This is a genomic window from Pseudothauera nasutitermitis, from assembly GCF_004801295.1.
GTDB lineage: Bacteria > Pseudomonadota > Gammaproteobacteria > Burkholderiales > Rhodocyclaceae > Pseudothauera > Pseudothauera nasutitermitis.
Genome location: NZ_SSOC01000006.1, coordinates 376,802 through 401,882, shown reverse-complemented (window position 1 = coordinate 401,882; position 25,081 = coordinate 376,802). Strand labels below are relative to the sequence as shown.

General features: G+C 61.4%; 23 protein-coding genes. 19 read left to right on the top strand and 4 right to left on the bottom strand.

Features of this window, described 5'->3' with window-relative positions; genetic code table 11:
- Positions 1–75: 75 nt before the first annotated feature.
- From E6C76_RS17875 to E6C76_RS17840, 8 genes are all read left to right on the top strand, one after another.
- Positions 76–1,413: a glycosyltransferase family 1 protein gene (locus tag E6C76_RS17875; RefSeq protein WP_136349597.1), complete on the top strand. Its 1,338-nt coding sequence runs from the start codon at positions 76–78 to the stop codon at positions 1,411–1,413.
- 276 nt (positions 1,414–1,689) lie between these two features.
- Complete coding sequence (locus tag E6C76_RS17870) at positions 1,690–2,961, top strand: hypothetical protein (protein WP_136349596.1); 1,272 nt, start codon at positions 1,690–1,692, stop codon at positions 2,959–2,961.
- Positions 2,962–3,293: 332 nt separating this feature from the next.
- Positions 3,294–4,343, top strand: a complete 1,050-nt coding sequence (locus E6C76_RS17865) for a glycosyltransferase (RefSeq protein ID WP_230976310.1) — start codon at positions 3,294–3,296, stop codon at positions 4,341–4,343.
- Positions 4,344–4,517: 174 nt separating this feature from the next.
- Positions 4,518–5,552, top strand: a complete 1,035-nt coding sequence (gene gmd, locus E6C76_RS17860; RefSeq protein WP_136349594.1) for a GDP-mannose 4,6-dehydratase — start codon at positions 4,518–4,520, stop codon at positions 5,550–5,552.
- A gap of 11 nt (positions 5,553–5,563) precedes the next feature.
- Positions 5,564–6,454, top strand: coding sequence for a GDP-mannose 4,6-dehydratase (locus E6C76_RS17855; protein ID WP_136349593.1), 891 nt, complete (start codon positions 5,564–5,566; stop codon positions 6,452–6,454).
- A gap of 632 nt (positions 6,455–7,086) precedes the next feature.
- On the top strand, positions 7,087–8,505 hold the full coding sequence (locus E6C76_RS17850; RefSeq protein WP_136349592.1) for a mannose-1-phosphate guanylyltransferase/mannose-6-phosphate isomerase: 1,419 nt from the start codon (positions 7,087–7,089) through the stop codon (positions 8,503–8,505).
- A 173-nt stretch (positions 8,506–8,678) separates the two neighbouring features.
- Positions 8,679–10,064 (top strand): undecaprenyl-phosphate glucose phosphotransferase, encoded by a 1,386-nt coding sequence (locus tag E6C76_RS17845; RefSeq protein ID WP_136349591.1) that lies wholly within the window; start codon positions 8,679–8,681, stop codon positions 10,062–10,064.
- A gap of 19 nt (positions 10,065–10,083) precedes the next feature.
- Positions 10,084–11,277 carry an O-antigen ligase family protein gene (locus E6C76_RS17840; RefSeq protein ID WP_136349590.1) on the top strand — a complete coding sequence of 398 codons (1,194 nt, stop codon included), beginning with the start codon at positions 10,084–10,086 and terminating at the stop codon, positions 11,275–11,277.
- Positions 11,278–11,363: 86 nt separating this feature from the next.
- Here E6C76_RS17840 and polA read toward each other — a convergent pair whose 3' ends face one another.
- Positions 11,364–14,075 (bottom strand): DNA polymerase I, encoded by a 2,712-nt coding sequence (gene polA, locus E6C76_RS17835; protein WP_136349589.1) that lies wholly within the window; start codon positions 14,073–14,075, stop codon positions 11,364–11,366.
- Positions 14,076–14,178: 103 nt separating this feature from the next.
- Here polA and E6C76_RS17830 point away from each other — a divergent pair, with 103 nt between their 5' ends.
- The 11 genes from E6C76_RS17830 to E6C76_RS17780 all read left to right on the top strand — a co-directional run bounded on the left by E6C76_RS17830 (position 14,179) and on the right by E6C76_RS17780 (position 22,581).
- Positions 14,179–14,901 (top strand): LOG family protein, encoded by a 723-nt coding sequence (locus tag E6C76_RS17830; protein ID WP_136349588.1) that lies wholly within the window; start codon positions 14,179–14,181, stop codon positions 14,899–14,901.
- 85 nt (positions 14,902–14,986) lie between these two features.
- The gene (locus tag E6C76_RS17825) at positions 14,987–15,319 is read left to right on the top strand and encodes a DUF2782 domain-containing protein (RefSeq protein ID WP_136349587.1); all 333 of its coding nucleotides are present in this window, start codon (positions 14,987–14,989) and stop codon (positions 15,317–15,319) included.
- Between the two features lie 40 nt (positions 15,320–15,359).
- Positions 15,360–16,310 carry a homoserine kinase gene (locus E6C76_RS17820; RefSeq protein ID WP_136349586.1) on the top strand — a complete coding sequence of 317 codons (951 nt, stop codon included), beginning with the start codon at positions 15,360–15,362 and terminating at the stop codon, positions 16,308–16,310.
- Positions 16,307–17,068, top strand: a complete 762-nt coding sequence (locus E6C76_RS17815) for a DUF2189 domain-containing protein (RefSeq protein ID WP_136349585.1) — start codon at positions 16,307–16,309, stop codon at positions 17,066–17,068. The genes E6C76_RS17820 and E6C76_RS17815 overlap by 4 nt, the downstream gene beginning before the upstream one ends.
- Positions 17,058–17,858, top strand: a complete 801-nt coding sequence (locus E6C76_RS17810; RefSeq protein ID WP_136349584.1) for a BPSS1780 family membrane protein — start codon at positions 17,058–17,060, stop codon at positions 17,856–17,858. Before E6C76_RS17815 ends, E6C76_RS17810 begins: the two co-directional genes overlap by 11 nt.
- Positions 17,839–18,522: a nicotinate-nucleotide adenylyltransferase gene (gene nadD, locus E6C76_RS17805; RefSeq protein ID WP_136349583.1), complete on the top strand. Its 684-nt coding sequence runs from the start codon at positions 17,839–17,841 to the stop codon at positions 18,520–18,522. Before E6C76_RS17810 ends, nadD begins: the two co-directional genes overlap by 20 nt.
- The gene (gene rsfS, locus E6C76_RS17800; RefSeq protein WP_136349582.1) at positions 18,522–18,881 is read left to right on the top strand and encodes a ribosome silencing factor; all 360 of its coding nucleotides are present in this window, start codon (positions 18,522–18,524) and stop codon (positions 18,879–18,881) included. Before nadD ends, rsfS begins: the two co-directional genes overlap by 1 nt.
- 7 nt (positions 18,882–18,888) lie before the next feature.
- Positions 18,889–19,359 (top strand): 23S rRNA (pseudouridine(1915)-N(3))-methyltransferase RlmH, encoded by a 471-nt coding sequence (gene rlmH / locus E6C76_RS17795; RefSeq protein ID WP_136349581.1) that lies wholly within the window; start codon positions 18,889–18,891, stop codon positions 19,357–19,359.
- A gap of 83 nt (positions 19,360–19,442) precedes the next feature.
- Positions 19,443–20,066 (top strand): Maf family protein, encoded by a 624-nt coding sequence (locus tag E6C76_RS17790; RefSeq protein WP_136349580.1) that lies wholly within the window; start codon positions 19,443–19,445, stop codon positions 20,064–20,066.
- A gap of 113 nt (positions 20,067–20,179) precedes the next feature.
- A complete protein-coding gene (gene rng, locus E6C76_RS17785; protein WP_136349579.1) occupies positions 20,180–21,634 on the top strand; it encodes a ribonuclease G in 1,455 nt (484 codons plus the stop codon).
- 71 nt (positions 21,635–21,705) lie between these two features.
- A complete protein-coding gene (locus E6C76_RS17780) occupies positions 21,706–22,581 on the top strand; it encodes a prenyltransferase (RefSeq protein ID WP_230976309.1) in 876 nt (291 codons plus the stop codon).
- 3 nt (positions 22,582–22,584) lie between these two features.
- Here E6C76_RS17780 and E6C76_RS17775 read toward each other — a convergent pair whose 3' ends face one another.
- From E6C76_RS17775 to E6C76_RS17765, 3 genes are read right to left on the bottom strand one after another with little or no spacing between them, the layout of a single operon-like run.
- On the bottom strand, positions 22,585–23,301 hold the full coding sequence (locus E6C76_RS17775) for an ABC transporter ATP-binding protein (RefSeq protein WP_136349578.1): 717 nt from the start codon (positions 23,299–23,301) through the stop codon (positions 22,585–22,587).
- Positions 23,298–24,047, bottom strand: a complete 750-nt coding sequence (locus E6C76_RS17770; protein ID WP_136349577.1) for an ABC transporter ATP-binding protein — start codon at positions 24,045–24,047, stop codon at positions 23,298–23,300. The genes E6C76_RS17775 and E6C76_RS17770 overlap by 4 nt, the downstream gene beginning before the upstream one ends.
- On the bottom strand, positions 24,044–25,006 hold the full coding sequence (locus tag E6C76_RS17765; protein ID WP_136349678.1) for a branched-chain amino acid ABC transporter permease: 963 nt from the start codon (positions 25,004–25,006) through the stop codon (positions 24,044–24,046). Before E6C76_RS17765 ends, E6C76_RS17770 begins: the two co-directional genes overlap by 4 nt.
- Positions 25,007–25,081 lie beyond the last annotated feature (75 nt).

Here is a 25,081-nt window from a genome sequence, read left to right as displayed (position 1 = left end):
GGCGCTAATTCCTGAAAGGGCCGCATTTATGTACACGGATTTTGAAGAATTCAAATTTGCAAAATCTCGCAAAAAATGAAATTCGCATTTATAGAGAACAGATACAAGACCATATTTTGGGCTGCCATAGCCAAAGAGCTAAGGTCATTTGGACACCGCATTACCTGGCTAGTGCAGAACCCAGTGTTTTCGCCGGATGATGAATCCGTGTTCTTAGCGCCTTTCCCTCGATGCACCGACTTGCACACGGACCTTGATAGCCGTTCGCATGGCTTGCATTGGGCCCGCGCCGGGGATCGTTTTATCAACTATTTCGGTGGCAATGATCGTCACTACTACCACTATCATCTTCAAATCAAAAAATGGCTCGATGACCAAACTCCAGATGTAGTAATTGGAGAGAGCACATTGTTTCACGAATTTCTAGTCATCGATGAGTGTCTCTCAAGGGGGATCCCCTATCTCCATCCGAGCACACCAGGATATCCAGGGGGGCGTTTCTCTGTTTATGCCTATGCCACCAAGGAACCTCTTGGAGAAAGCCAGGATATTCCCGCAGAACAAGAGTGTTTGGCCATCGCCGAGTCCATTCGAAGGCGCGAAAAGGTTCCTGACTACATGACTTTGCCCTCTGGGCGCGAACCAGAGCGCAACCATCCACGGCCAGGTTCGCTTAAGGACCGTTTGACTATTTTGCGTGGCTACCTCCAGGGGGAGCGCTTCAACACACCATCGCCTTTGAAAAAGTGGCTACTGGATCGGCAGACCAAGAAGTATTTATCGACGTGGGAGCAGCTCGCATCAGCCAAAGCGCCTCCGAGAGGGGCACGCTTCGTTCTCTACCCTCTGCAGATGCAACCAGAGGCCAATATAGACGTTTGGGGACAGAAATTCCGGGATCAGACAAAACTCATCAGCGACCTTGCGGACAATCTACAGCAGGGATGGCACTTGCTTGTGAAAGCCAACCCGAAGGCGAAATATGAACTCAGCGCTGAATTGATCGACGTACTGCGTAGGGATGCTCGGATTTCACCGATATCGCTTACTGATAGCATGGCCGATGCGCTTAACCGGGTCGATCTCGTCTGTACTGTCACGGGAACAGTAGCCGTCGAGTGTGTTCTGTCCTCGAAACCAGTGGTTCAACTAGGGCCAGGGATCGTCGACAGCGGAAGAGGTTGCACACTGCTTAGCGAAACCGGCCGTATTAGGGATGTCATTCAAGAAATCGAGACAAATCTCTTCATCACCGCGTCTGACGCGGATCGTATACGACTGATTCAGCGCCTTTACAAAACGACTTTCCCTGGAATGATTTCAGACCCCGCAAACTCGCCAGTCGTGATGACGCAGCAGAATATACAAACTGTGGCTCGTACCATCTTGGAGGTTTCGGAACAATGCGCCTGAATCTCGATTTCTCTGGACTAACTACTGGGCGATGAGCGGAGATTGCGCGGCAATAGTATTGCTTATGCTCGAATTATCGACCTAGCGATTATCATCGCAAGTCAACTTTGAGCCTGCCCCCGAGGGAACGACTTTCTCTTTTAATTCAATTTTTATTAATTGCATAAACAATTTTCATTGGCACAGCACTTTTCACAAGCAAACGATTTGCCGAATAGGCCACAGAACAGCTATCTCTTTGACCATTGATTAACAATCACCCACATTCAACCAAAGATGCAAATTATATTATTTAACAACAAGCCTTTGCGTCTTTTTGTCGGCTCGTATCTGGCCCTCCTGACTCTCCTGCTTATAGCACCAATCGAAAGCAAGAACGATTTCAGCGCACTGAGCATTTTAATTGGGGTTTCATTCCCCCTTACTTTCGCCCTTTTCTATTTAATCGGACAACGCAGAACCCCATCAAGCTTCGATATTAACATAAATCCCAATCGGCTGAGCATTACTATACATACCCTTATGTTTATTGTATTGATCGGGGTTGCACTAAGATTAATAGATCGTATCGCACTGCGCGGCGCAAGCTTTACTTCGAACTTTATGGACAACAGGCTAGCTGTTACAGAAGTCGAAACAAGTGCAGTGTCGTTCTTTGCATTACTTTTTTGTCATTTCTCCCTCATAATACCCACACTCCTCGCCATAAGGAAAGCAGGAGGGCAGAGAAAAAGTAGCGATAAGTTAGTACTATTAATTTGCTTCTTATACCCCATGACGGACCTCCTGTTGTTTGGATTGCGGTATCCGATCATTATCCAGCTCGTCAGCATTTGGATAACATCTGGACTATTTTACAAAAGAGGCAAATTTTTAAAACGCAACTTTTTGCTTTTTGCTCTAGCTCCGGTAATTGTATGGACACTGGGATACACTTTTACCTTGAGAGCATCGCAGTCAGGAATAGACCCGATCGACTCCATGACACAATCTGCTTATGCCGCGTTTACTCCGATTTCCCCAAAAGGGGAGGATTTTGTCCGAAAAGACCAAACTGGCTTTATCTACGGTCTAGTTCATATAGCCCAATATTTTTCTCACGGCGTCTTTGAGTTTTTCTATGCGATAGAGCATCATGGCGGCACCACATCAGATGGGGCATACTCTTTCTATATTCCATTCAAGATTGTCGTTACGCTTTTTGATATAAACCCATCAGCAGATGAACGTGTGCAGGAAGCCATGCCCCGCGCTTATGTGTACACAACATATTTTGGCCCTTTGTTCTTCGATTTTGGCCATTACGCATTATTTGCCTCATGCGTCATCGGATTTTATTCCGGAAGAATATCCAAATACCTCTTTAGAGGAAGATTAGAGCTCTTGCCACTCTACATAGCACTATGCACTGCGCTACCCTTTGCCGCAGCGGTGAACATCCTAGCCGTGATTAACGGGCAGATATATTTGCTAGTCGCGCTGCTCACTTATCCTGCATTAAAGTGGATCAAGCATCCGAGCAAACCTCCCGCATCACGCGACACCTAAATGAATATAGAAAACATCTTCACTTTCTCTGTCTTGAAAACCCTTGGACTAAAGAAAATTTCAATTATAAATTGACCGCCATACAGCACTAGGTTCAATTAGTTCTCCATCACACATTTCCGTTGCTCAAAATTCACTGCGCGCGTCACCATGCGCAGCATGGGTGCGCTTCAAGGATAATTCAATGTTCATTAGCTTAAGATGCCGAAAGATTTAAAGTTTCCAACGAGGTCAAAATTTTGAGAATAGCTGTTATTCACGACTGGCTGGTTACCTACGCGGGGGCAGAGAGAGTCCTGGCAGAAATAATCAGGATTTGGCCGCAGGCTGATTTGTTTTCCGTCATCGATTTCCTTTCAGACGAGGACAGAAAGAATTTACTTGGCAAGCACGCCAGGACGACATTCATCCAGAAATTGCCAAGGGCTGCCACCCGCTATCAAGCTTATCTTCCCTTGATGCCGCTCGCCATCGAACAACTGGATTTGTCAGACTATGATCTGATCATCAGCAGCAGCCATGCCGTAGCCAAAGGAGTCATAGTGGGGCCGGATCAACTCCACATATGTTATTGCTACACCCCGATAAGATACGCATGGGATCTGCAGAATCAATATCTTTCCGAAACCGGAATGGATAAGGGGCTGAAGGGATGGCTGGCTCGCTATGTCCTGTTCAAAATGCGGGGGTGGGACCACAGAACTGCCAACAGAGTGGATTTCTTCGTTGCCATCAGCAACTATATCGGCCGTCGAATAGAAAAGGCATACCGCAGAAATTCAATCACGATCTACCCCAACGTCGCCGTCGACGATTTCCCTCTGGTGCATGAAAAGGAGGATTTTTATGTCACAGCCTCCCGTCTGGTTCCTTACAAGAAAGTCGACCTGATCGTTCGCGCCTTTTCCAAGATGAGGGACAAGCAACTTGTCGTCATCGGCGAAGGGCCGCAGTTCGAGAAAGTGCAAAGAATGGCCTCCCCCAATGTAGAGGTTCTGGGTTATCAACCGTTCGAAGTGCTCAAGGACTACATGCAAAGAGCTAAGGCATTCGTTTTTGCCGCCGAGGAGGACTTCGGCATCGCTCCTGTAGAGGCTCAGGCTTGCGGAACCCCGGTCATTGCTTTTGCAAAGGGTGGGGCTCTCGAGACCGTGGTGGACGGGGTGACTGGGGTCTTCTTCTCGGAGCAAACGGAGGCCTCGATCATGGCGGCCGTCGATCGTTTCGAAAGGGAGTTTCAGCCGGACGCCGATGCCATAAGAAGAAATGCCTGCATCTTCTCGACAGAGCATTTCCGATCGGAGTTTCAAGCGTTCGTGGAACAGAAATGCGCAGAATTCTTTTCATCCGTTGAGCCGGGAAATAGAAGAAATCCGGCTTGATCACGACACATCGGGACCGGCGCCTTAGCAGAAGAACTTCAGGCAAAGCGGCTGAGGACGTAGTTAGCATGATAGCGACTACAATGCGGCAGTTTCCGGTGTGCTGCCTGACTTCGGCATGATCGACAGTTCGGCGACAAAGGCGTTATTTGATACGAAAGACAAGGAGACGGCATGAAGAAGGCGATCATCACCGGGATCACCGGGCAGGATGGTGCTTATCTGGCGAGTCTGTTACTGGACAAGGGCTATGTGGTCTATGGCACCTATCGCCGTACCAGTTCGGTGAATTTCTGGCGGATCGAAGAACTCGGTATCGCTGGACACGAGAATTTGAACTTGGTCGAGTACGACCTTACCGATCTATCCGCGAGCATCCGCCTCCTGCAAACGATCGAGGCGACCGAGGTCTACAATCTGGCGGCGCAGAGCTTCGTGGGCGTGTCCTTCGAGCAGCCGATCACGACGGCGGAAATCACCGGGGTCGGCGTGGTGAATCTGCTTGAAGCGATCCGGATCGTGAATCCGGAGATTCGCTTCTACCAAGCCAGCACGTCGGAAATGTTCGGCAAGGTACAGGCGATTCCACAGGTGGAGTCCACACCATTCTATCCGCGTAGCCCGTATGGTGTGGCCAAGCTGTACGCCCACTGGATGACAGTGAACTACCGGGAGAGTTACGGCATCTTCGGTAGCAGTGGCATCCTGTTCAATCACGAATCCCCGTTGCGGGGGCGCGAGTTCCTTACCCGGAAAGTATCGGACAGCGTCGCCAAAATCAAACTGGGCAAGCTGGACGTGCTCGAACTGGGCAACTTGGATGCGCGACGCGACTGGGGTTACGCCAAGGAGTACGTGGAAGGCATGTGGCGCATGCTGCAGGCGGACAAGCCCGATACCTACGTGTTGGCGACGAATAGAACCGAAACGGTGCGCGACTTCGTGGCCATGGCGGGCAAGGCGGCAGGTTTCGATCTGGAATGGGAAGGTAGGAACGAGAAGGAAGTAGGCGTAGACCGCGCAACGGGCCGCACGCTGGTACGGGTGAATCCCAGATTTTACCGTCCCGCCGAGGTCGATCTGCTGATCGGCAATCCGGAAAAGGCCAAACGGGAACTCGGCTGGGCACCCACCACGACGCTGGAGCAGTTGTGCCAGATGATGGTGGAGACCGACATCCGCCGCAACGAGTGCGGTTTCTCATTCTAGGGCCCGAGGCGATGAAACGGGTGCTGATTACCGGCATCAAAGGTTTTACCGGACGCTACGTCGCTGCTGAGTTGCAGGCGCATGGTTGGGAAGTATGGGGCATGGGGGCACACGACGAGTCCGGTGACGGGAACTACCGACGCGCGGATCTCACCGACGCCGAAGCAGTGCGTAGCGTGCTCGCCGAGCTACGGCCAGACGCCGTCGTGCATCTAGCGGCCATCTCCTTCGTCGGACATGGGGACGCCGAATCGTTCTACAAGGTCAACCTGATCGGCACCCGCAACCTGCTCGCTGCACTGGCGGGCAGTGGGAAAACACCCGATTGTGTCCTGTTGGCGAGCAGCGCGAACGTGTACGGCAACTCGGCCGAAGGTATGCTGGACGAGACGATGCCAGCCAATCCGGCCAATGAATATGCCGTGAGTAAGCTGGCGATGGAGTACATGGCGCGCTTGTGGTCGGACAAGCTACCGTTGGTGATTGTGCGGCCGTTCAACTACACCGGCGTCGGGCAGTCGGAATCCTTTCTGTTGCCGAAGATCGTGGGGCATTTCCGTCGTGGGGCCGAGGTGATTGAACTAGGCAATCTCGACGTGTGGCGGGATTTTTCCGACGTCCGCGCCGTGGCATGCGCGTATCGGCGGCTACTGGAGGTGCGCCCGATGGCGGCAACCGTGAATGTGTGTTCAGGGCACTCCCATTCGTTGCGGGAAGTGCTGGCGATGGCCGAGGCGATTACTGGTCACAGGATCCAGGTGGAGGTGAATCCGGCTTTCGTGCGCGCCAACGAAGTAAAAACCTTGTGCGGGGACGCTTCGAGGCTCCGTTCGCTGATCGGGGACTGGGAAACACCGCCGCTGAAAAACACCTTGCGCTGGATGCTGGAACAGTCCTCTTAACTTAGACCTGATGGCTCAGACGCACGCACGAGGGGGATGGGGCACGCGTAGTCGGGTCGGGGCTTCATCGCGGGCGTTGAGGGTGGGCAAGCTAGACGATGGTCGCGGCTGCCCGAACGCACAAGCCGGCGTACTGCCCTGAATCCGCAGCCCTCGATGTCGCAGTGGATGCAAGAGTCGATACTGCGTGTCAGGAGCAAGGCCAGCCAAGCACGGGGATAGCCGCTCACCAGGCGCAGCCCGCACTCGCGCGCGCAACCGATCTGCTCGCCGACGATATCGAGCAGGGCGCGGTTGATCTGCTCGAAGAAATCCGCACGGATCCGGTGGCACGCCTTGGAAAAGACCCGCGCGCTGATCACGCCAGCAGCCGGATGCGTTGCCCGAGCAGGGAGAAGAAGTGGTTGAGCGCTCCCTGCACGGCCGCGTACACGCCACAGGGCAGGGGTGAACACAACAGCGGGTAAAAAGCTGTAAAGCAGTACGGCCGGATACGAGAAACTTCTTTGAATTCAGGAAATTGGCCAACTGGTTCACGACATGCGTGCAATGGATTATTTCCTGCTTGAAATAACCGACCCCCCGTACGCCTATACTTTATGCTTGACGGCGGTTTAATAAAAGGAGGCTGCATGAATCATACGATTCTACCCATCATCATGGCCGGGGGGACAGGCTCGCGCCTGTGGCCGCTTTCACGCCAGCTCAATCCCAAACAATTCCTGACACTCGGTGATACCCAGTTGTCGATGCTGCAGGCCACCATCCAACGCCTGCAGGGGTTGGATATCGCCCCTCCCCGGCTGATCTGTAACGAGGAGCACCGCTTCCTCGCCGCCGAACAGTTGCGCCAGTTAGGTATGGACCAAGCCAACATCCTACTCGAACCGGTTGGCCGGAATACGGCCCCCGCTGTTGCCTTGGCGGCGCTTCAAGCGATTGCAGAAGATGGTGACGCAGTACTGTTGGTATTGGCTGCCGATCATCTGATTCAGGACGTGAGTGGCTTTCACTCCAACATCCGGACAGCGCTATCGCTCGCAAACGACAGCAAGTTGGTGACCTTCGGGGTCGTACCCAGCTATCCCGAAACCGGCTACGGCTATATCGAGCGAGGTGCAGCGATCGACAGCGGCGGCTTTACAGTCGCCCGCTTCGTCGAGAAGCCCTGCCTTGCAACTGCCGAGGGCTACGTGACGAGCGGTCGGTTCTTCTGGAACAGTGGCATGTTCATGTTCCGCGCCAGCCGCTATCTGGAGGAACTGGAACGTTTCCGGCCAGATATCCTCACCGCCTGCCGTACGGCTCTAGCCGGCAGCACACAAGATCTGCACTTCACCCGCATCGATGCGGCCGCCTTTGCAGCCTGCCCGGAGGACTCCATCGACTATGCGGTAATGGAGAAAACCACCGAAGCCGTAATGGTACCGCTGGATTCAGGCTGGAGCGATGTCGGCTCCTGGTCGGCACTGTGGAGAGTAAGCACCAAGGACGCCGAGGGCAACGTATTCAGGGGGAACGTGCTCGGGTATGCCACCCGTAACACCTACGTGCACGCAGACAGTAGCATGGTGGCGACTGTAGGCATAGAGGATTTGGTGATTGTCGAAACCCAGGACGCCGTACTGGTGGCGCATCAAGACAAAGTTCAGGACGTAAAAAAAATCGTTGACCGCCTCAAATCAGATCGCCGGCAAGAGCATATTTGCCATCGCAAGGTACACCGTCCCTGGGGTATGTACGAAGCCATCGACAGCGGGCACCGCTATCAGGTAAAGCGGATCACTGTCAAGCCGGGGGCCAAGCTTTCGGTACAACTGCATCACCACCGCGCGGAACACTGGGTCGTCGTCAGCGGTACCGCCAGAGTCACGAATGGTGACAAATCTTATCTAGTCACTGAGAATCAATCGACCTACATTCCAATTGGCCAGTTGCATACACTGGAAAATCCCGGCGTGATTCCGCTGGAGCTGATTGAAGTTCAGTCTGGTGCCTATCTGGGCGAAGACGATATCGTGCGCTTCGAGGATAAATACGGGCGGACTTGATTACTCACTTGAGACGGAGCGATGGTGAGAAAACGCTCCCCGAACAGCCTTTATCCATTTACACTAGAGAATTCTCGCTTCAGCTTGAAGCCTGCAGACAGTCAAGGTTGATCTCAAACAATCGGAAAGCTGATTTTATATAACTTTCTCAATAACATCCCCTCCGTGTTTTTATGCCCCACTCGCTGAACTATACCCCTACCTTTGCCGAACGCTACCCTGTCGCGCTCGCTACGGCACTGGTTGATGCAGGCATTGCCATCCTGGCAGCGTATCTGGCGTTTTTTCTGCGCTTCGATAAATTTGATCTGAGTTCGTTTTACCTGATGGGGGCCATTACCTGGGCAAGTCTAGTGGTATCTGCATTATTTATAGTGGGTGCTTATGGCTCGTGGCGCGGGCAGAGTTTTCTACGACAGGTTGCACGCGTTGGGGGCGGTTGGCTGCTGGCTGCGGCTGTTTTGTCGATGCTGAGTTTCTTTTTAAAAACCTCAACCAGCTATTCCCGTCTTTGGGCTGTTTACACTGTCCTTATAACCATTGGAATAGGAACCAGTCTCCGTTTGTTGGTTTTTTTAGCACTGCGCCAAGCTCGGCGGGCCGGTCGAAACCTGAAGCAGATCTTGGCGGTTTTGCCCACTGAGGCAAGGGGCCAGATTTTACCCAGCACATTATCCCTACGCGCCCAAGGGTACGCCATCGCCAGCATCTTGGAGTGTGATGAAGGTGCCGATTGGCTTAGGACTCTGCCTGAGCAGGCCGATGCATCCAAGGCGCACGAAGTATGGCTAATGCTGCCTCTGAGCGAAGGGGGGCATATCCAATCAGCAGTATACGCACTACGGCACCATGTTGTTTCGATTCGATTTTTACCGCAGCTGAACGATCTCCCTTTACTCAATCACCAGGTGAGTCGTATTGCTGGGTTTTATTCCATCGATTTAAGCATGACGCCGATGGACGGCGTGGCCCGTATTTTGAAACGCACGGAAGACCTCGTTCTTGGCAGCCTTATTTTTTTACTGATTCTTCCGGTGTGCATCGCGATTGCACTTGCGATCAAGCTGACCTCTCCTGGCCCGATACTGTTCAAGCAGTATCGGACCGGCATCAACGGACAACGCTTCAAAGTATACAAATTTCGGTCAATGATCGTGCACAAAGAATCTTCCGGCACCGTAACGCAGGCCAAGTTAGGTGATCCACGCATTACCAAGCTCGGCGCTTTTTTACGACGTACGAGCCTAGACGAACTACCCCAGTTTTTCAACGTGCTACAAGGCAGGATGTCCATTGTTGGTCCCCGCCCACATGCATTGGCTCACAATGAATACTATAAAGATTTGGTAGAGTCCTACATGCAACGCCACCAGGTAAAACCGGGCATAACTGGCTGGGCTCAAGTCAATGGGCTGCGTGGAGAAACCGACACCCTAGAGAAGATGAAAGCACGGGTCGAACATGATCTGTGGTATATCGACAATTGGTCGCTATGGCTGGATTTTAAGATCATTCTTCTGACGACCTTCAAAGGGTTTCGCAACCCGAACGCATACTGAACCCTATGGAAATTAAGAAGTGATCGATCAGAAGAAAATCCAGATTGTGCTTGGCGCATGGCTCAGCATCGGTCTGTTTACACTATTGACCGGACTGTTCTGGCTTCCAGACCGCAGCCTCTACCCAAAAACGTTCTATGCGCTTTTCGCACTACCCGCACTCATCGGGGCTCTCACGGCACGAAAAGAAATACTGGATTCCATGCGCCATCCAGCGGCAGTGTTCTTTTTGGCATTAATCATCTGGGTGCTGATCAGCTTGAGCTGGTCCGAGGGGGATCAGTCTTCATTATCTCTGGCAAAACGCCCGGTTTATGTATTACTCGCGGTTATCGGCATAATCTACCTTTTCCGCGTTCATGCTGTAATTTCATTGCAAAAAATCATATTGATTTCCGCAGCCGTGGTTTCTTTCTTCATCATATTGACCAGCCACGAATTCATAGAAACATTCAAGCCAGGAAGTCGCTACATCGGCCCAGGCAGTCTGATGCATCCGCTCCTCACCTCGCATGTCCTGGGTTTTCTGTTCACAGCCAGTTTGGTATCGCTGCTACTTTCCGACGTACGTCAACGCACAATCTTCTGGATCTCCCTGATCTGCTGCCCGTTGCTGCTATGGGGGCTCTTCATGACAGGTTCCCGCACACCTTTGGTTGGCATTGCGGCAGTGCTGTGCTGGCTCTGTGTAATTCGGCCAAGCACGCGTACGGTCGGCATGGTCGCCGTGATGGCTCTTCTGGCATTAATTGCCTATCTAGCGCAGCCTGATATTTTTACGTCCAGAGGGGTATCGTGGCGGCCAGAGATATGGTCCGCGGCGGTCCAAAAAATCATGGATCATCCCCTGATTGGCCATGGCTTCGCCGGAAACATCGATTTCACGGTTGAGGCGATGCACAGGAGTTGGCGCGACCCCCACAACATCTCTTTGGCTGTCGCACTTGAACTAGGGATGATCGGCTTGGCGATCTGGATCGCGATGCATGCTGCGGCACTCTATGCCTGCTTCAAACAGCGCGCCATTCCCCAGGCGGTACTGGCTTCCTGTTTACTTGTCTTCGGTCTTGCTGCAGGACTAACCGAAGGAGGCAACTTCTTGTCGCGCCCCAACGAAAGTTGGTTCATCATCTGGCTTCCACTGGCTTTTTGCATGGCAGCGGTTTCCCCACGGATAGGCCACGCAGCTTCACGCGACAAGCAATATCCCTGATTTCCGGGGGATTACCTACCTGGCGGGGTCTGGGCAGGGCCGCTGCCGGAGTGTGTTCGGAACGACAGGCGAAGCCTGATGGCGCATTAGTGCGCCTCGTCCCAATTCCCCCCCGCTCCCACCTCCACCAGCAGCGGCACGGCCAGTTGCGCCACGCCGCCCATCAGCACGGGCAGTTCCGTGCGAAGGCGTGCCAACTCCCCATCCGGCACTTCCAGCACCAGTTCGTCATGCACCTGCAGAATCAGGCGGGAAGCAAGCTGTTCGCGCTTCAGCCAGGCGCTGACGGCGATCATCGCCTTCTTGATCAGATCTGCCGCCGTTCCCTGCATTGGGGCATTGATCGCCGCGCGCTCGGCGGCCTGGCGGCGGCCGACCTGCTGGGCGCGGATGTCGGGCAGGTGCAGGCGGCGGCCGAACACGGTTTCTACGTAGCCCTTGTCGTGCGCTTCTGCCTTGATGCGTTCCATGTAGTCGGCCACGCCGGGGTAGCGCGCGAAGTAGCGGTCGATCCAGGCTTGCGCCGCGCCACGCTCGATGCCCAGGTTCTTGGCCAAGCCGTGTGCGCTCATGCCGTAGATCAGGCCGAAGTTGATGACCTTGGCGTAGCGGCGCTGTTCGCTGCTGACTTCGGCGGGCGCCATGCCGAACACCTCGGCGGCGGTGGCACGGTGTACGTCCTCGCCGCGCGCGAAGGCGTCCAGCAGGCGGGCGTCGCTCGACAGATGGGCCATGATGCGCAGTTCGATCTGCGAGTAATCCGCCGAGACGATGACATGGCCGCGGGGCGCGATGAAGGCCGCGCGGATGCGTCGCCCTTCCGCCGTGCGGATGGGGATGTTCTGCAGGTTGGGTTCGGAACTGGCCAGCCGGCCGGTCACGGCCGTAGCCTGCGAGAAGCTGGTGTGCACCCGCCCGGTCCTGGGGTTGACCATGCGCGGCAGCTTGTCGGCATAGGTGCTCTTCAGCTTGGCCAGGCCACGGTGTTCGAGCAGCAGCTTGGGTAGCGGGTAATCCTCGGCCAGTTGGGTGAGTACATCCTCGTCGGTGGAAGGCTGGCCAGTGGCGGTTTTTTTGACGACCGGCAGGCCGAGCTTGCCGAAGAGGATTTCGCCGAGTTGCTTGGGTGACCCCAGGTTGAAGGGCTGGCCGGCCAGTTCGTGCGCCTGGCCTTCCAGTTCATGCAGGCGCCGGCCGAGTTCTTCCCCGTGCTGGGCGAGCAGGAAGGGGTCGATGAGCACGCCGGTGCGTTCCATGTCGAGCAGCACGCTCAAGGTGGGCAGTTCGATGTCGCGGTACACAGCGGCCAGTTGCCCTTCGGCTTCGACCTGGGGCCACAGCCTGCGGTGCAGGCGCAGAGTGACGTCGGCATCCTCGGCGGCATACTCGGTGGCACGGTCGACGGCCACCTCGTCGAAGCCGATCTGCTTGGCGCCCTTGCCGCACACCTCGGTGTAGGGGATGGTGGTCAGCCCCAGATGGCGGCGGGCCAGGGAATCCATGTCGTGCGGGCGGTCGGATTCCAGCACGTAGGATTCCAGCAGGGTGTCGTGGGCGATGCCGCGCAGGGTGATACCGTGGTTGGCCAGCACGTGGGCATCGTACTTGAGGTTCTGGCCGACCTTGGCGTGGGCGGCGGATTCCAGCCAGGGTTTGAGGCGCGCCAGTACCTCGTCCAGCGGCAGTTGATCCGGCGCTTCGGTGCCCCGGTGGGCCAGCGGCAGGTAGGCGGCCTCGCCCGTCTTCACGGCAAAGGATATGCCCACCAGACGCGCGGCCATCGGGTCCAGACTGGTGGTTTCGGTATCGAAGGCGGTGAGTGCGGCCCCTTCGATGCGCGCCAGCCAGTCGTCGAAGGTTGCCCAGTCGATAATGCTGACGTAGCCGGCGCGATGCCCCCCCGGTTCGGTGGGTTCATCATCTGCAGCGGCGGCCGGTACGATGCCGCGCTGGGCGTCGTCCAGATCGCGCAGCCAGGAGCGGAACTCGAAGCGCTCATAGAGCGCACGCAGCGCGGCCTTGTCGTCGTCGCGCGCGGGCAGGTCTTCCGGCGTCACCGGCAGGGGCACGTCGGTGGCCACGGTGACCAGCCTGCGCCCCAGCGGCAGGAAATCCAGGTGCTTGCGCAGGTTCTCGCCCACCTTGCCGCCCACCTTGTCGGCATTGGTCACCAGGTTGTCCAGCGTGCCGTATTCGGTGAGCCATTTCACCGCGGTCTTCGGTCCGCACTTTTCCACGCCGGGCACGTTGTCCACCGCGTCGCCCATCAGCGCCAGGTAGTCGATGATGCGTTCCGGCGGCACACCAAACTTGGCGGTCACGCCGGCTTCGTCCAGCACTTCCTCGTTCATGGTGTTCACCCAGCGCACGCCGGGGGCGACCAGTTGGGTCAGGTCCTTGTCGCCGGTGGAGATCACCACCTGCCAGCCGCGCTCCACGGCCTGGCGGGTCAGCGTGCCGATGACGTCGTCGGCCTCCACGCCCTCGACCATCAGCAGCGGCCAGCCTTCGGCCTGCACCGCCTCATGCAGCGGCTCGATCTGCACGCGCAGGTCGTCCGGCATGGGCGGACGGTGGGCCTTGTATTCCGGGTACCAGTCCTCGCGAAAGGTCTTGCCCTTGGCGTCGAACACGCAGGCGCGGTATTCGGCGGCGTATTCGGACTCCAGCCGGCGCAGCATGGAAAGCACGCCGCGGATCGCCCCGGTGGGCTCGCCCGCGCGGTTGCGCAGGTCTGGCAAGGCGTGGAAGGCGCGGTACAGGTAGCTGGAACCATCGACGAGCAGCAGCGTGGGCATGGCGGGCGGAAAGAATCGGTACGGGAAGCTGTGAATGGTACCGCGAGCACGCTCTGGGTTATCGTTTACCTCTTTTTCCCGATCCGGATCACCCCGCCCGCTCATGACCGCAAAAGACAAACTGCCCCGCAGGGCAAAGAACGCGGAACCGCATTCCAACGCCCGCGAATCCTGGCGCATCTTCGGCATCATGGCCGAGTTCGTCGAGGCCACCGAGCGGCTCAACGCCATCCGTCCGGCAGTGTCGATCTTCGGCAGCGCGCGCACACCGCCGGACCACATGTACTACATGCTCACCGAAAAGATCGCTCGCCAGTTGTCGGATGCCGGTTTCTCGGTGATCTCCGGCGGCGGCCCCGGCGTCATGGAGGCCGCCAACAAGGGCGCCTACTTCGGCAAAAGCCCGTCCATCGGGCTGAACATCCAGTTGCCGCACGAACAGGCCGCCAACCCCTACCAGGACATCTCGCAGACCTTTCAGCATTTCTTCGCACGCAAGTTCATGTTCGTGAAGTTCGCCAGCGCCTACGTGGTCATGCCCGGCGGCTTCGGCACGCTGGACGAACTGCTGGAGGCGATGACGCTGATCCAGACCAACAAGAGTCGCAAGATCCCCATCATCCTGGTGCATGGCCAGTTCTGGCAGGGCCTGCTGGACTGGTTCCGCGACCGGCTGGTGAGCGAGCGCATGATCAATCCAGAGGATCTCGATCTGGTGCAGGTCATCGACAAGCCGGAAGAAGTGGTGGAAGCCATCTTCAAGCATTACGAAACGCGCGGCTTCCTGCCGCTGCCCGAAGAACACGAACTGATGCTGAATCTTTGAGCCGACACCCGACACGGACGCATTCCCGCCCGTGGGAAAGTCCGCGCCCCTGATAGAATCGGCACATTCCCGCGGAGAATCCATCATGCATCGCAAACTGCTCGTTCTTGCCCTCGCCTGCGCCCTGCCGGCCTTCGCCCAGCAGCGCCCCGCCGACCTGCAGCCGCTGCCCGAGCCGCCCCCACCGCCGCCCGGCCTGATCGAGGACGATTTCGAGCCGGAGGTCACCATCGTCCAGCGCGGCGGCGACACCGTGGAAGAGTACCGCCTGCGCGGCAAGCTCTACATGGTCAAGGTCACCCCGCCGCATGGCACGCCGTACTATCTGGTGGATCCGCAGGGCGACGGCAACTTCGTGCGCCATAGCGACGCGGCCCCGGTGCTGTCCGTGCCGATGTGGGTGATCCGCAGCTGGTGAGCCCCGCGCGGCGCACACTGCCCGGCCGACCGCACGCCCCATGTCCGTCTTCACCCCCGTCACGCCCGAGGCGCTCGCCGACTGGCTGCGCCGCTACGCCATCGGCCGGCTGACCGATCTGCAGGGCATCCCGGCCGGCGTGCAGAACAGCAATTTCTTCGTCACCACCACGCTCGGGCGCTACGTGCTGACGCTGTTCGAGACCATCCCGCGCGCCGAACTGCCCTTCTACCTGCACCTCACCGCCCACCTCGCGCGCCACGGCCTGCCGGTGCCCGCCCCCATCGCCGACCGCGACAACGAATACCTCGGCACCCTGTCCGGCAAGCCCGCGGCGCTGGTGGCCCGCCTCAGCGGCCAGTCCGACATGGCCCCCGGGCCACAGCGCTGCGCGCGCGTGGGCGCCATGCTGGCCGGCCTGCATCTGGCCGGCCTGTCCTACGGCCGCCGCCAGGACAACCCACGCGGTGCGGCCTGGCGCAGCGCCACCGCCGCCCAGGTGCGCCCCTTCCTGCCGGCCGCGGAACAGGCCCTGCTCGATGCGGAACTCGCCTTCCAGGCCGCCGTGCGCATCGACGAACTGCCCCGCGGGGTAATCCACGCCGACCTGTTCCGCGACAACATCCTGTGGGACGGCGAACACATCGGCGGCGTCATCGATTTCTACTTCGCCGGCCGCGACGCCCTGTTGTTCGACGTCGCGGTTACCGTTAATGACTGGTGCTGCACGGCGGACGGCGAACTGGAACCCGCGCGCTACCACGCTCTGCTCGACGCCTACCACGCCGAACGCCCGTTCACCCCGGCCGAACGCGCAGCCTGGCCGGCCATGCTGCGCGCCGCCGCGCTGCGCTTCTGGATGTCGCGCGCGGCGGATTTCCACCTGCCGCGCGCCGGCGAGATGGTGCTGGTCAAGAACCCCGACGAATACCGCGACATCCTGCGCCTACGCGCGCAGGGCGTGCCACCGCTGCCCGGAGACCCGGCATGAAGACCCTGCCCCAGCCCCGCCACGTCGCCCCCGCCCACACCCTGCGCTGGCTCACCGAAGGCTGGCGTGGCTTCGTCGCCAACCCGGGCATCTGGCTCATCCAGGCCGTGGTGTTCATCGTCATTCTCGCCGCGCTCGGCTTCGTGCCGCTGATCGGCTGGGCGGCCGCGCCCATCGCCCTGCCGGTGCTGGCCGGCGGTCTGGTCACCGGCGCGCTGGCGCAGGCGCGCGGCGAGGCCTTGCGCGTCGACCATCTGTTCGAAGGCGTGCGCCGCCACACCGGCAACCTGCTGCTGGTCGGCGTGTTCCATCTCGTCGGCGCGTTCGGCGCCGCGCTGATCGGCGCGGCCATCGGCGGCAGCGCGGTGCTCACCGGCATGCTGCTGGGCGCCTTCGCGGGCGCCGGGGTGGCAGCCGGCGGCGTCATGCTCGGCGTGCTGATCTTCACCGTGCTGTGGGCGCTGCTGATCATGGCACTGTGGTTCGCCGCCCCGCTGGTGCTGCACGACGAGGTCGCCCCGCTGGACGCCATGAAGCTCTCCGCGCAGGCCTGCCTGGCCAGCCCGCTCACCTTCCTGGTGCTCGCTGCGCTGCTCTACGTGCTGGTGTGGATCGCCATGCTGCCGGCCGGGCTGGGCATGCTGGTGCTGGTTCCCGTCCTCGCCGGCACGCTGCGCGCCGCCTGGCAGGACGTCTTCGGCAACGCCCCCGCGCTGCCCGCCCCCACCCCGGAAACACCCCCCAACGATGCAAGCTAGACAACTCCCCGCGCACCGTGGCTGGTCCTGGCTCAAGGAAGGCCTGCTGCTGTGGCGCAAGAACCCCGCGCTGATGACCTTCCTGGCCTTCGGCTATCTGCTCACCCTGGTGGTGGTCAGCATCTTTCCGCTGATCGGCCAGCCCATCGCCTCACTGCTGATGCCCGTGCTCTCTCTGGGCGTGCTCAACGGCTGCCGGGCCATCGACGAAGGCCGGCGCGCCGGGCCGGACGTGCTGTTCTCCGGCTTCCGCAGCAATCTGCAGGCGCTGGTCGCCATTGGCGGCATCTACCTGATCGCCAGCCTGCTGGTGCTCGCCAGCACCATGCTGGCCGACGGCGGCGTGCTGCTCAAACTCATGGGCGGCGCCAGGATGGACCCGGAAACCGCGCAGTCGCCCGGCCTCACCCTGGCGCTGCTGATCGCGCTCACCCTGTCCACACCGGTCATCATGGCCTACTGGTTCGCCCCGCTGCTGGCCGGCTGGTGGAAAATTCCCGCGCCCAAGGCGATGTTCTTCAGCTTCTTCGCCTGCCTGCGCAACTGGCGGCCCTTCCTGGCCTACGCCATCTCCCTGATGCTGTTCGGCGCGGTGCTGCCGGGCATGGCCATCGCCGTGATCGGCATGGTGATCCCGCTGGGTGCCACCCTGCTCAGCTTCCTGGTCCCGCTGGTGCTGGTGCCCACCATCTTCGCCAGTTTCTACATCAACGCGCGCGACGTGTTCGGCCTGCCCGGCGACGCGGTGCACTCCGCGCCGCTGGTCGTGGATGATGATGAGCACGGCTGAGCCCGCGCCACTGGGCCTGCTGGGCGGCACCTTCGATCCCATCCATTTCGCCCATCTGCGCCTCGCCGAGGAAGCCCGCGAAGCCCTCGACCTGGCCGGCGTGCGCCTGCTGCCGGCCGGCCAGCCCGCGCACCGCGACGCGCCGCATGCCTCTGCCAACCACCGTCTGACGATGGCCCGCCTGGCCGCCGCGGGCAACCCGGCACTGGAAGTGGATGACGGCGAGGTGCGCGCCGCCGCCGCCAGCTACACCGTACCCACCCTGGAACGCCTGCGCGCGGAACTCGGCCCGGCCCGCCCGCTGGTACTGATCCTCGGCGCCGACGCCTTCCACGGCCTGCCCGGCTGGCACCGCTGGGGCGAGCTGTTCGATCTCGCCCACGTCGCGGTGGCCAACCGGCCCGGCCATGCTCCACGGGACATGGACTGGGTCGCCCGCTTGCCCGCTGAACTCGCGGCAGCCTGCAGCGCCCGCCTGACCGAACAGCCGGCCGAACTGGCAAGCTCCCCGAGCGGCCGGGTGATCGCCTTCGCCATGACGCCACTGGACATTTCCGCCTCGCACATCCGCGCCCTGCTGGCGCGCGGCGCGAGCCCCCGTTATTTGCTCCCCGATTCCGTTCTCGACTATATTGGGCTGCACCACCTTTACCGTACGCGCTGATGGAAATCACCACCCTGCAGGAAATCGTCGTCTCCGCCCTCGAAGACATCAAGGCCAAGGACATCGAGGTCATCGACACCACCCGCCTCACCGCCCTGTTCGAACGCATCGTGATCGCCAGCGCGGACTCCAACCGGCAGACCCGCGCGCTCGCGCGCAACGTGCAAGAGAAGGCCAAGGAAGCCGGCGGCGAGGTCATCAGCGTGGAAGGCGAGGAAAGCGGCGAATGGGTGCTGGTCGATCTGGGCGCCATCGTCGTGCACATCATGCAGCCGGCCATCCGCAGCTACTACAACCTCGAGGAACTGTGGGCCACCGGCAAGGCCCCGGCGCCACGCCGCGCCGCCGCCGCGGGCTGATCCCGCGGTGAAGCTGCTGCTGGTGGCGGTCGGCCACCGCATGCCGGACTGGGTGAATACCGGCTACGAGGAGTTCGCCCGCCGCATGCCGCGCGAACTGCCGCTGCAGCTCGTCGAGGTGAAGGCCGAGCCGCGCAGCACCGGCAAGCCGGTTGACGCCATGATGGCCGCCGAAGCCGCACGCATCGAAGCCGTGTTGCCGCCGCGCTGCCGGCGGGTGATCCTCGACGAACGCGGCGACGATCTGACTACCCGCAAGCTCGCCGACCGCTTGGAACGCTGGCAGGGCGACGGCCGCGACGTCGCGCTGATCGTCGGCGGTCCGGACGGCCTGGCGCCCGCGCTCAAGGCCGGTGCCGACGAGACTCTGCGCCTGACCAGCCTCACCCTGCCCCACGCCCTGGTGCGCCCGCTGCTCGCGGAAGCGCTGTACCGCGCCTGGAGCGTGCTGAAGAACCACCCCTATCACCGGGAATGAGCGTGCAGCCCGGCTCCGCACGCATTCGGCCAGTGCCGGGAACACGTTAGAATACGGGCCTGCCCACCTCGCCCGAGCGTGCCATGAGCCCCGTCCCACCCAGCATCTACCTCGCCTCGCGCAGTCCGCGCCGGCGTGAATTGCTGCGCCAGATCGGCGTGCGTTTCGACGTACTGGCCTTCCGGGGCGGCGAACGGGGGGAGGATTGCGACGTGGACGAATCCCCGCTGGACGGCGAGGCCGCCGAACGCTACGTGGAGCGCCTCGCGCTCTCCAAGGCGGAAGCCGGCATGCGCCGGCTGATGTGGCGCAAGCTGCCGCGCCACCCGGTACTGGCCGCCGACACCACGCTGGCAGTGGATGGACGGATCGTCGGCAAGCCGGTCAGCACGGAAGACGCCATCCGCATTCTGCGCGGGCTGTCCGGGCGCAGCCATCGGGTGCTGACCGCCGTGGCAGTGACCGACGGCGAACGCACGCGCAGCCAGATCAGCGTGAGCGAGGTGCGTTTCCGCAGCATCCGCGACGAAGAACTGCGCAACTACGTGGCCACCGGCGAACCGCTCGACAAGGCCGGCGCCTACGGCATCCAGGGACGCGCGGCGGTGTTCGTGGAGAACATCTCCGGCAGCTACTCCGGAATCATGGGCCTGCCGCTGTTCGAAACCGCCCAGTTGCTCGACGCCTTCGGCTATTCTTGCCTGTAGTCCGCCGCACCCGCCCGTGCCCGGCGGAACGCGCGCGGTGCCCGATGGGCAATGCGCAATGGCGGCCCGCCAGTCCGCCATTGCGCATTTCTCATTAAATTCTTCTCGCACCCATGAGCATCGAATTCCTCATCAACTGCACGCCTCAGGAAACGCGTGTGGCCCTGGTCGAACAAGGCGTCGTCCAGGAACTGCACGTCGAACGCACCGCCAGCCGGGGCATCGTCGGCAACATCTACCAGGGCAAGGTGGTGCGCGTACTGCCCGGCATGCAGTCGGCCTTCATCGACATCGGCCTGGAGCGCACCGCCTTCCTGCACGTGGCCGACATCTGGAGCGAACGCCAGAACGGCGAGGCCGCCAAGCCCATCGAGCGCATCCTGTCGGAAGGCCAGAACCTCACCGTACAGGTGCTCAAGGACCCCATCGGCACCAAGGGCGCGCGCCTGTCGACCCAGGTCAGCATCGCCGGGCGCATGCTGGTCTATCTGCCGCAGGAGAAGCACATCGGCATCTCGCAGCGTATCGAGGACGAGGCCGGCCGCGAAGCCCTGCGCGAGCGCCTGACCCGCCTGGTGCCCGAGGACGAGCCGGGCGGCTTCATCGTGCGCACCATGGCCGAATCCGCCAGCGACGACGAACTGGCCGCTGACATCGGCTATCTGCGCAAGCTGTGGAGCGAGATCCGCGCGCACGCCGAGGGTGCCCGCCCGCCCCGCCTGCTATACGAGGACCTCGGCCTGGGCCAGCGCGCGCTGCGCGATCTGGTCGATGACGACACCTCGCGCATCGTCATCGACTCGCGGGAGAACTTCCAGAAGCTTTCTGCCTTCGCGCAGGAATACATGCCCAAGGTGCTGCCGCTGCTGGAGCACTACACCGGCGAACGCCCGCTGTTCGACCTGCACAGCGTGGAAGACGAGATCCAGAAGGCCCTGGCGCGCCGCGTGGATCTGAAATCCGGCGGCTACCTGATCATCGACCAGACCGAGGCGATGACCACCGTGGACGTGAACACCGGCGGCTTCGTCGGCGCGCGCAACTTCGACGACACCATCTTCAAGACCAACCTGGAGGCCGCCCAGGCCATCGCCCGCCAGCTGCGCCTGCGCAACCTGGGCGGCATCATCATCATCGACTTCATCGACATGGAAACCCCCGAGCACCGCGACATGGTGCTCGACGAATTCCGCAAGGCGCTGTCGCGCGACCACACCAAGATGAGCATCAACGGCTTCACCGCGCTCGGCCTGGTGGAGATGACCCGCAAGCGCACGCGGGAGTCGCTGGCCCACCTGCTGTGCGAACCCTGCCCCACCTGCGGCGGGCGCGGCGAGGTGAAGACCGCGCGCACGGTGTGCTACGAAATCCTGCGCGAACTGCTGCGCGAGGCGCGCCAGTTCAACGCGCGCGAATTCCGCGTGCTCGCCGCGCCCAACGTCATCGACCTGTTCCTCGACGAAGAGTCGCAATCGCTGGCCATGCTGTCCGACTTCATCGGCAAGAAGATCTCGCTACACCCCGAGGCCAGCTACACCCAGGAACAGTTCGACATCGTGCTGCTGTGAGCACCACCGATCCTTCCCCCCCTGCCCCTCAGCCCGGAGAACCGCTGCCAAGCGCCTCGCCGTGGCGCTACGTGGCCGCCACCCGACCGGCCTTCCTGGGAGTCACCCTGGCAGCCTGCCTGGTCGGCCTCGGCGCGGCCCATGGCAGCGGCGTCGCACTCGACCCCTTCACCGCCGTGCTCAGCGTGCTGCTCGCCCTGTTCGCGCACGCGGGCGGCAACGTCATCAACGATTTCCACGACCGTGACGCCGACCCGCTCAACCGGAAGCGCCTGTTTCCCTATACCGGCGGCAGCCGCTTCATCCAGAACGGCGTGCTGAATGCGCGGCAGATCGCCGCGCTGGGCTACGGCCTGCTATGCGTCTCCATGATCGGCGGGCTGTGGCTGACGTGGGCGAGCGGCCCCGGCCTGCTGGTCATCGGCGCAGCCGGTCTGCTGCTGGCCTGGGCGTATTCCGCGCCACCGCTTTATCTGGTCGGACGCGGCCTGGGCGAGCTGTGCATCGTCGCCGCGTGGCTGCTGGTGGTGGCCGGCACCGACTACGTGCAGCGCGGCGCATTCAGCGCGCTGCCGTTCACGGCCGGGCTGTCCTATGCGCTGCTGGTCGCCAACCTGCTCTACATCAACCAGTTCCCCGACCACCAGGGCGACGCGGCCGCCGGCAAGCGCACCCTGGTCGTGCGCCTGGGCCCGCAGACGGCCAAGTGGGGCTATCTGCTGATCGCACTGGTTGCCTATGGCTGGCTGGTGGGCATGAGCGGCACCGACGTGCTGCCGCAGAAGAGCGGCGCCGCGGCCATCACCCTGGTGCTGTCCTTTTCCGCCGCGCGCGAACTGCTCGAACACGCCGGCACGCCCGCAGAACTGGGGCCTGCGATCCGCCGCACCATTGCCGCCGCCCTGCTGCACGGGCTGATCCTCGCCGGCGCGCTGGCCTTCGCCTGACGCTCACACCCCCAAATAACGGCTCCATAGATCGCGCTGCGCCGCCAGTTCGGCCGAACTGCCCTGCCAGGCGATGCGCCCGCGCTCCAGGATCAGGTTGTGGTCGGCCAGCGGCAGCAGTTTTTCCACGTACTTGTCGACCACCAGCGTGGTCTGGCCCTGGGCCTTCAGCACGGCCAGGCAGCGCCAGATCTCGTCGCGGATCACTGGCGCCAGCCCTTCGGTGGCCTCGTCGAGGATCAGCAGGCGCGGGTTGGTCGACAGCGCGCGCGCAATCGCCAGCATCTGCTGCTCGCCACCGGACAACTGGTTGCCCAGGTGGCCGGCGCGCTCGGCCAGACGCGGAAAGAGTTCGTACAGGCGGCCCAGCGTCCAGGGTTCGGCCGCCTGGTTGCGCCGGTCGGCGAAGGCGACCAGGTGTTCGCGCACCGTCAGGTTGGGAAAGCACTGCCGGCCCTCGGGCACGATCGCCACGCCCAGCCGGGCGATATGGTCCGCCCGCGCGCCGTGGATGGCTTGGCCGTCGAAGAGGATCTCGCCGCGCTGCGGGCACAGGCCGCCCACCAGGGTCTTGATCGTCGTGCTCTTGCCCATGCCGTTGCGGCCCATCAGGGCCAGCACCTGGCCCACACGGATGTCGAAATCCAGCCCGAACAGCACCCGGCTGGCGCCATAGCCGGCTTCCAGCCCGCGGCAGGACAGCAGGGGGGCGTCGCTCATGCCGGCACCTCGGTGCCCAGATAGACCGACTGTACTTCCGCGTGCCCGCGCACGTGCGCGGCGTCGCCCGAGGTCAGCACCCGGCCATTGACCAGCACGGAGATGCGCCCGGCGAGCTGGAACACCGCATCCATGTCGTGCTCAATCAGCAGAATGGCCATCTCACCGCGCAGGCTTTCGATCAGTTCGATCATCTGCCGCGAATCCTCCGGCCCCATGCCCGCCATCGGCTCGTCGAGCAGCAGCAGGCGGGGGCGTGCGGCCAGCGCCAGCGCCACGTCCAGGCGCTTCTGCATACCGTGGGGCAGGACGCCGGCGGGGCGGTCCAGCACCTCGGTGAGCGCCAGCCGCTCCGCCAGGGCCTGCGCGGCGTCCATCAAGGCCCGTTCCGATTCGCGCCGCCGCAGGCAGCGGAAACTGGAGCCGGCCTGCGCCTGCACCGCCAGCAGCAGGTTGTCGCGCACTGAATCGCTGCGGAACACGCTGGCGATCTGGAAGCAGCGCGCCAGGCCGTGGCGCACGCGTTGCTGGGCGCTCAGCGGAGTGAGGTCGACACCGTCCAGCACGATGCGCCCGGCATCAGCCGGCAGCAGGCCGGAGATCAGATTGACCAGGGTGGACTTGCCCGCGCCGTTGGGGCCGATGAGGGCATGGATTTCTCCTTGCTCCACCGCCAGATCCACATGATCGGCGGCCAGCAGGCCGCCGAAGCGTTTCACCAGCCCTTGCGCGCGGAACAGGCTCACCGCGCACCTCCGTGGCCGTCCCGGCGCTCGAACAGGGCCGCCAGCCCCTGCGGCGCACGGAACACGACGAGCAGCAGCAACAGCCCGAGCGGCCAGTGCCAGTAGTCGGTATACAGCTTGAGCATTTCTTCCAGCGTCAGCCACAGCGCCACGCCCAGCGGTGCGCCCCAGCGCCGCCCCAGGCCGCCCAGCATCACCATCACCAGCAGCAGGGCGGATTGCGTCCAGTGCATGATCGCCGGACTGACGAAGGCGTTGTGGCTGGCCAGCAGCCCGCCCGCCAGCCCGGCCACCGCGCCGGCGGCGGCAAAGCCGGCCAGCTTGAGCCGATACACCGGATAGCCCAGCGCGGCCATGCGCGTTTCGTTGTCGCGGATGCCGCGCAGCGCGTAGCCGAAGCGCGAATGCGCCACCCGACCGAAGGCGGCGAACACCAGCGCGGCGATGCCCAGCACCACCCAATAGAACACGTCGGGGTGCGCGCCATCCAGCCAGGCGCCCATTGCCAGCGGGGTGTACAGCCCGTAGCCGTCGTCGCCGCCGTAGGTGCGCAGCGATACCGCCAGGTAGTACAGCATCTGCGCGAAGGCCAGCGTGATCATGATGAAGTACACCCCGCGCGTGCGCAGCGACACCGCGCCGATCAGCGCCGCGCACAGGCCGGCCGCCAGCAGGGCCGCGCCCCAGGCCAGCCAGGCGGACGAGAAGCCCGCATCCACCAGCGCGACCACGGTATACGCCCCCACGCCGACGAAGCCGGCGTGGCCCAGCGCCGCCATGCCGCCGTAGCCGAGGATGAAGTTGAGGCTGGCCGCGGCGATGGCGACGATCAGCAGCCGGCGCACGAAGCCCACGTAGTATTCCAGCCCGCCCAGCGGCGCCAGCAGGGGAAACAGCGCCAGCACGGCCAGCACCAGCCACGGCAGGCGGCGCACCAGACCGGGAAAGCGCACGGCCAGGCGCGGTTGCGGATGCGCGGCTGCGGTTTGCACGGTAGCGCGCGACGGATCGGACACGGGATTCGCCACGGCCCG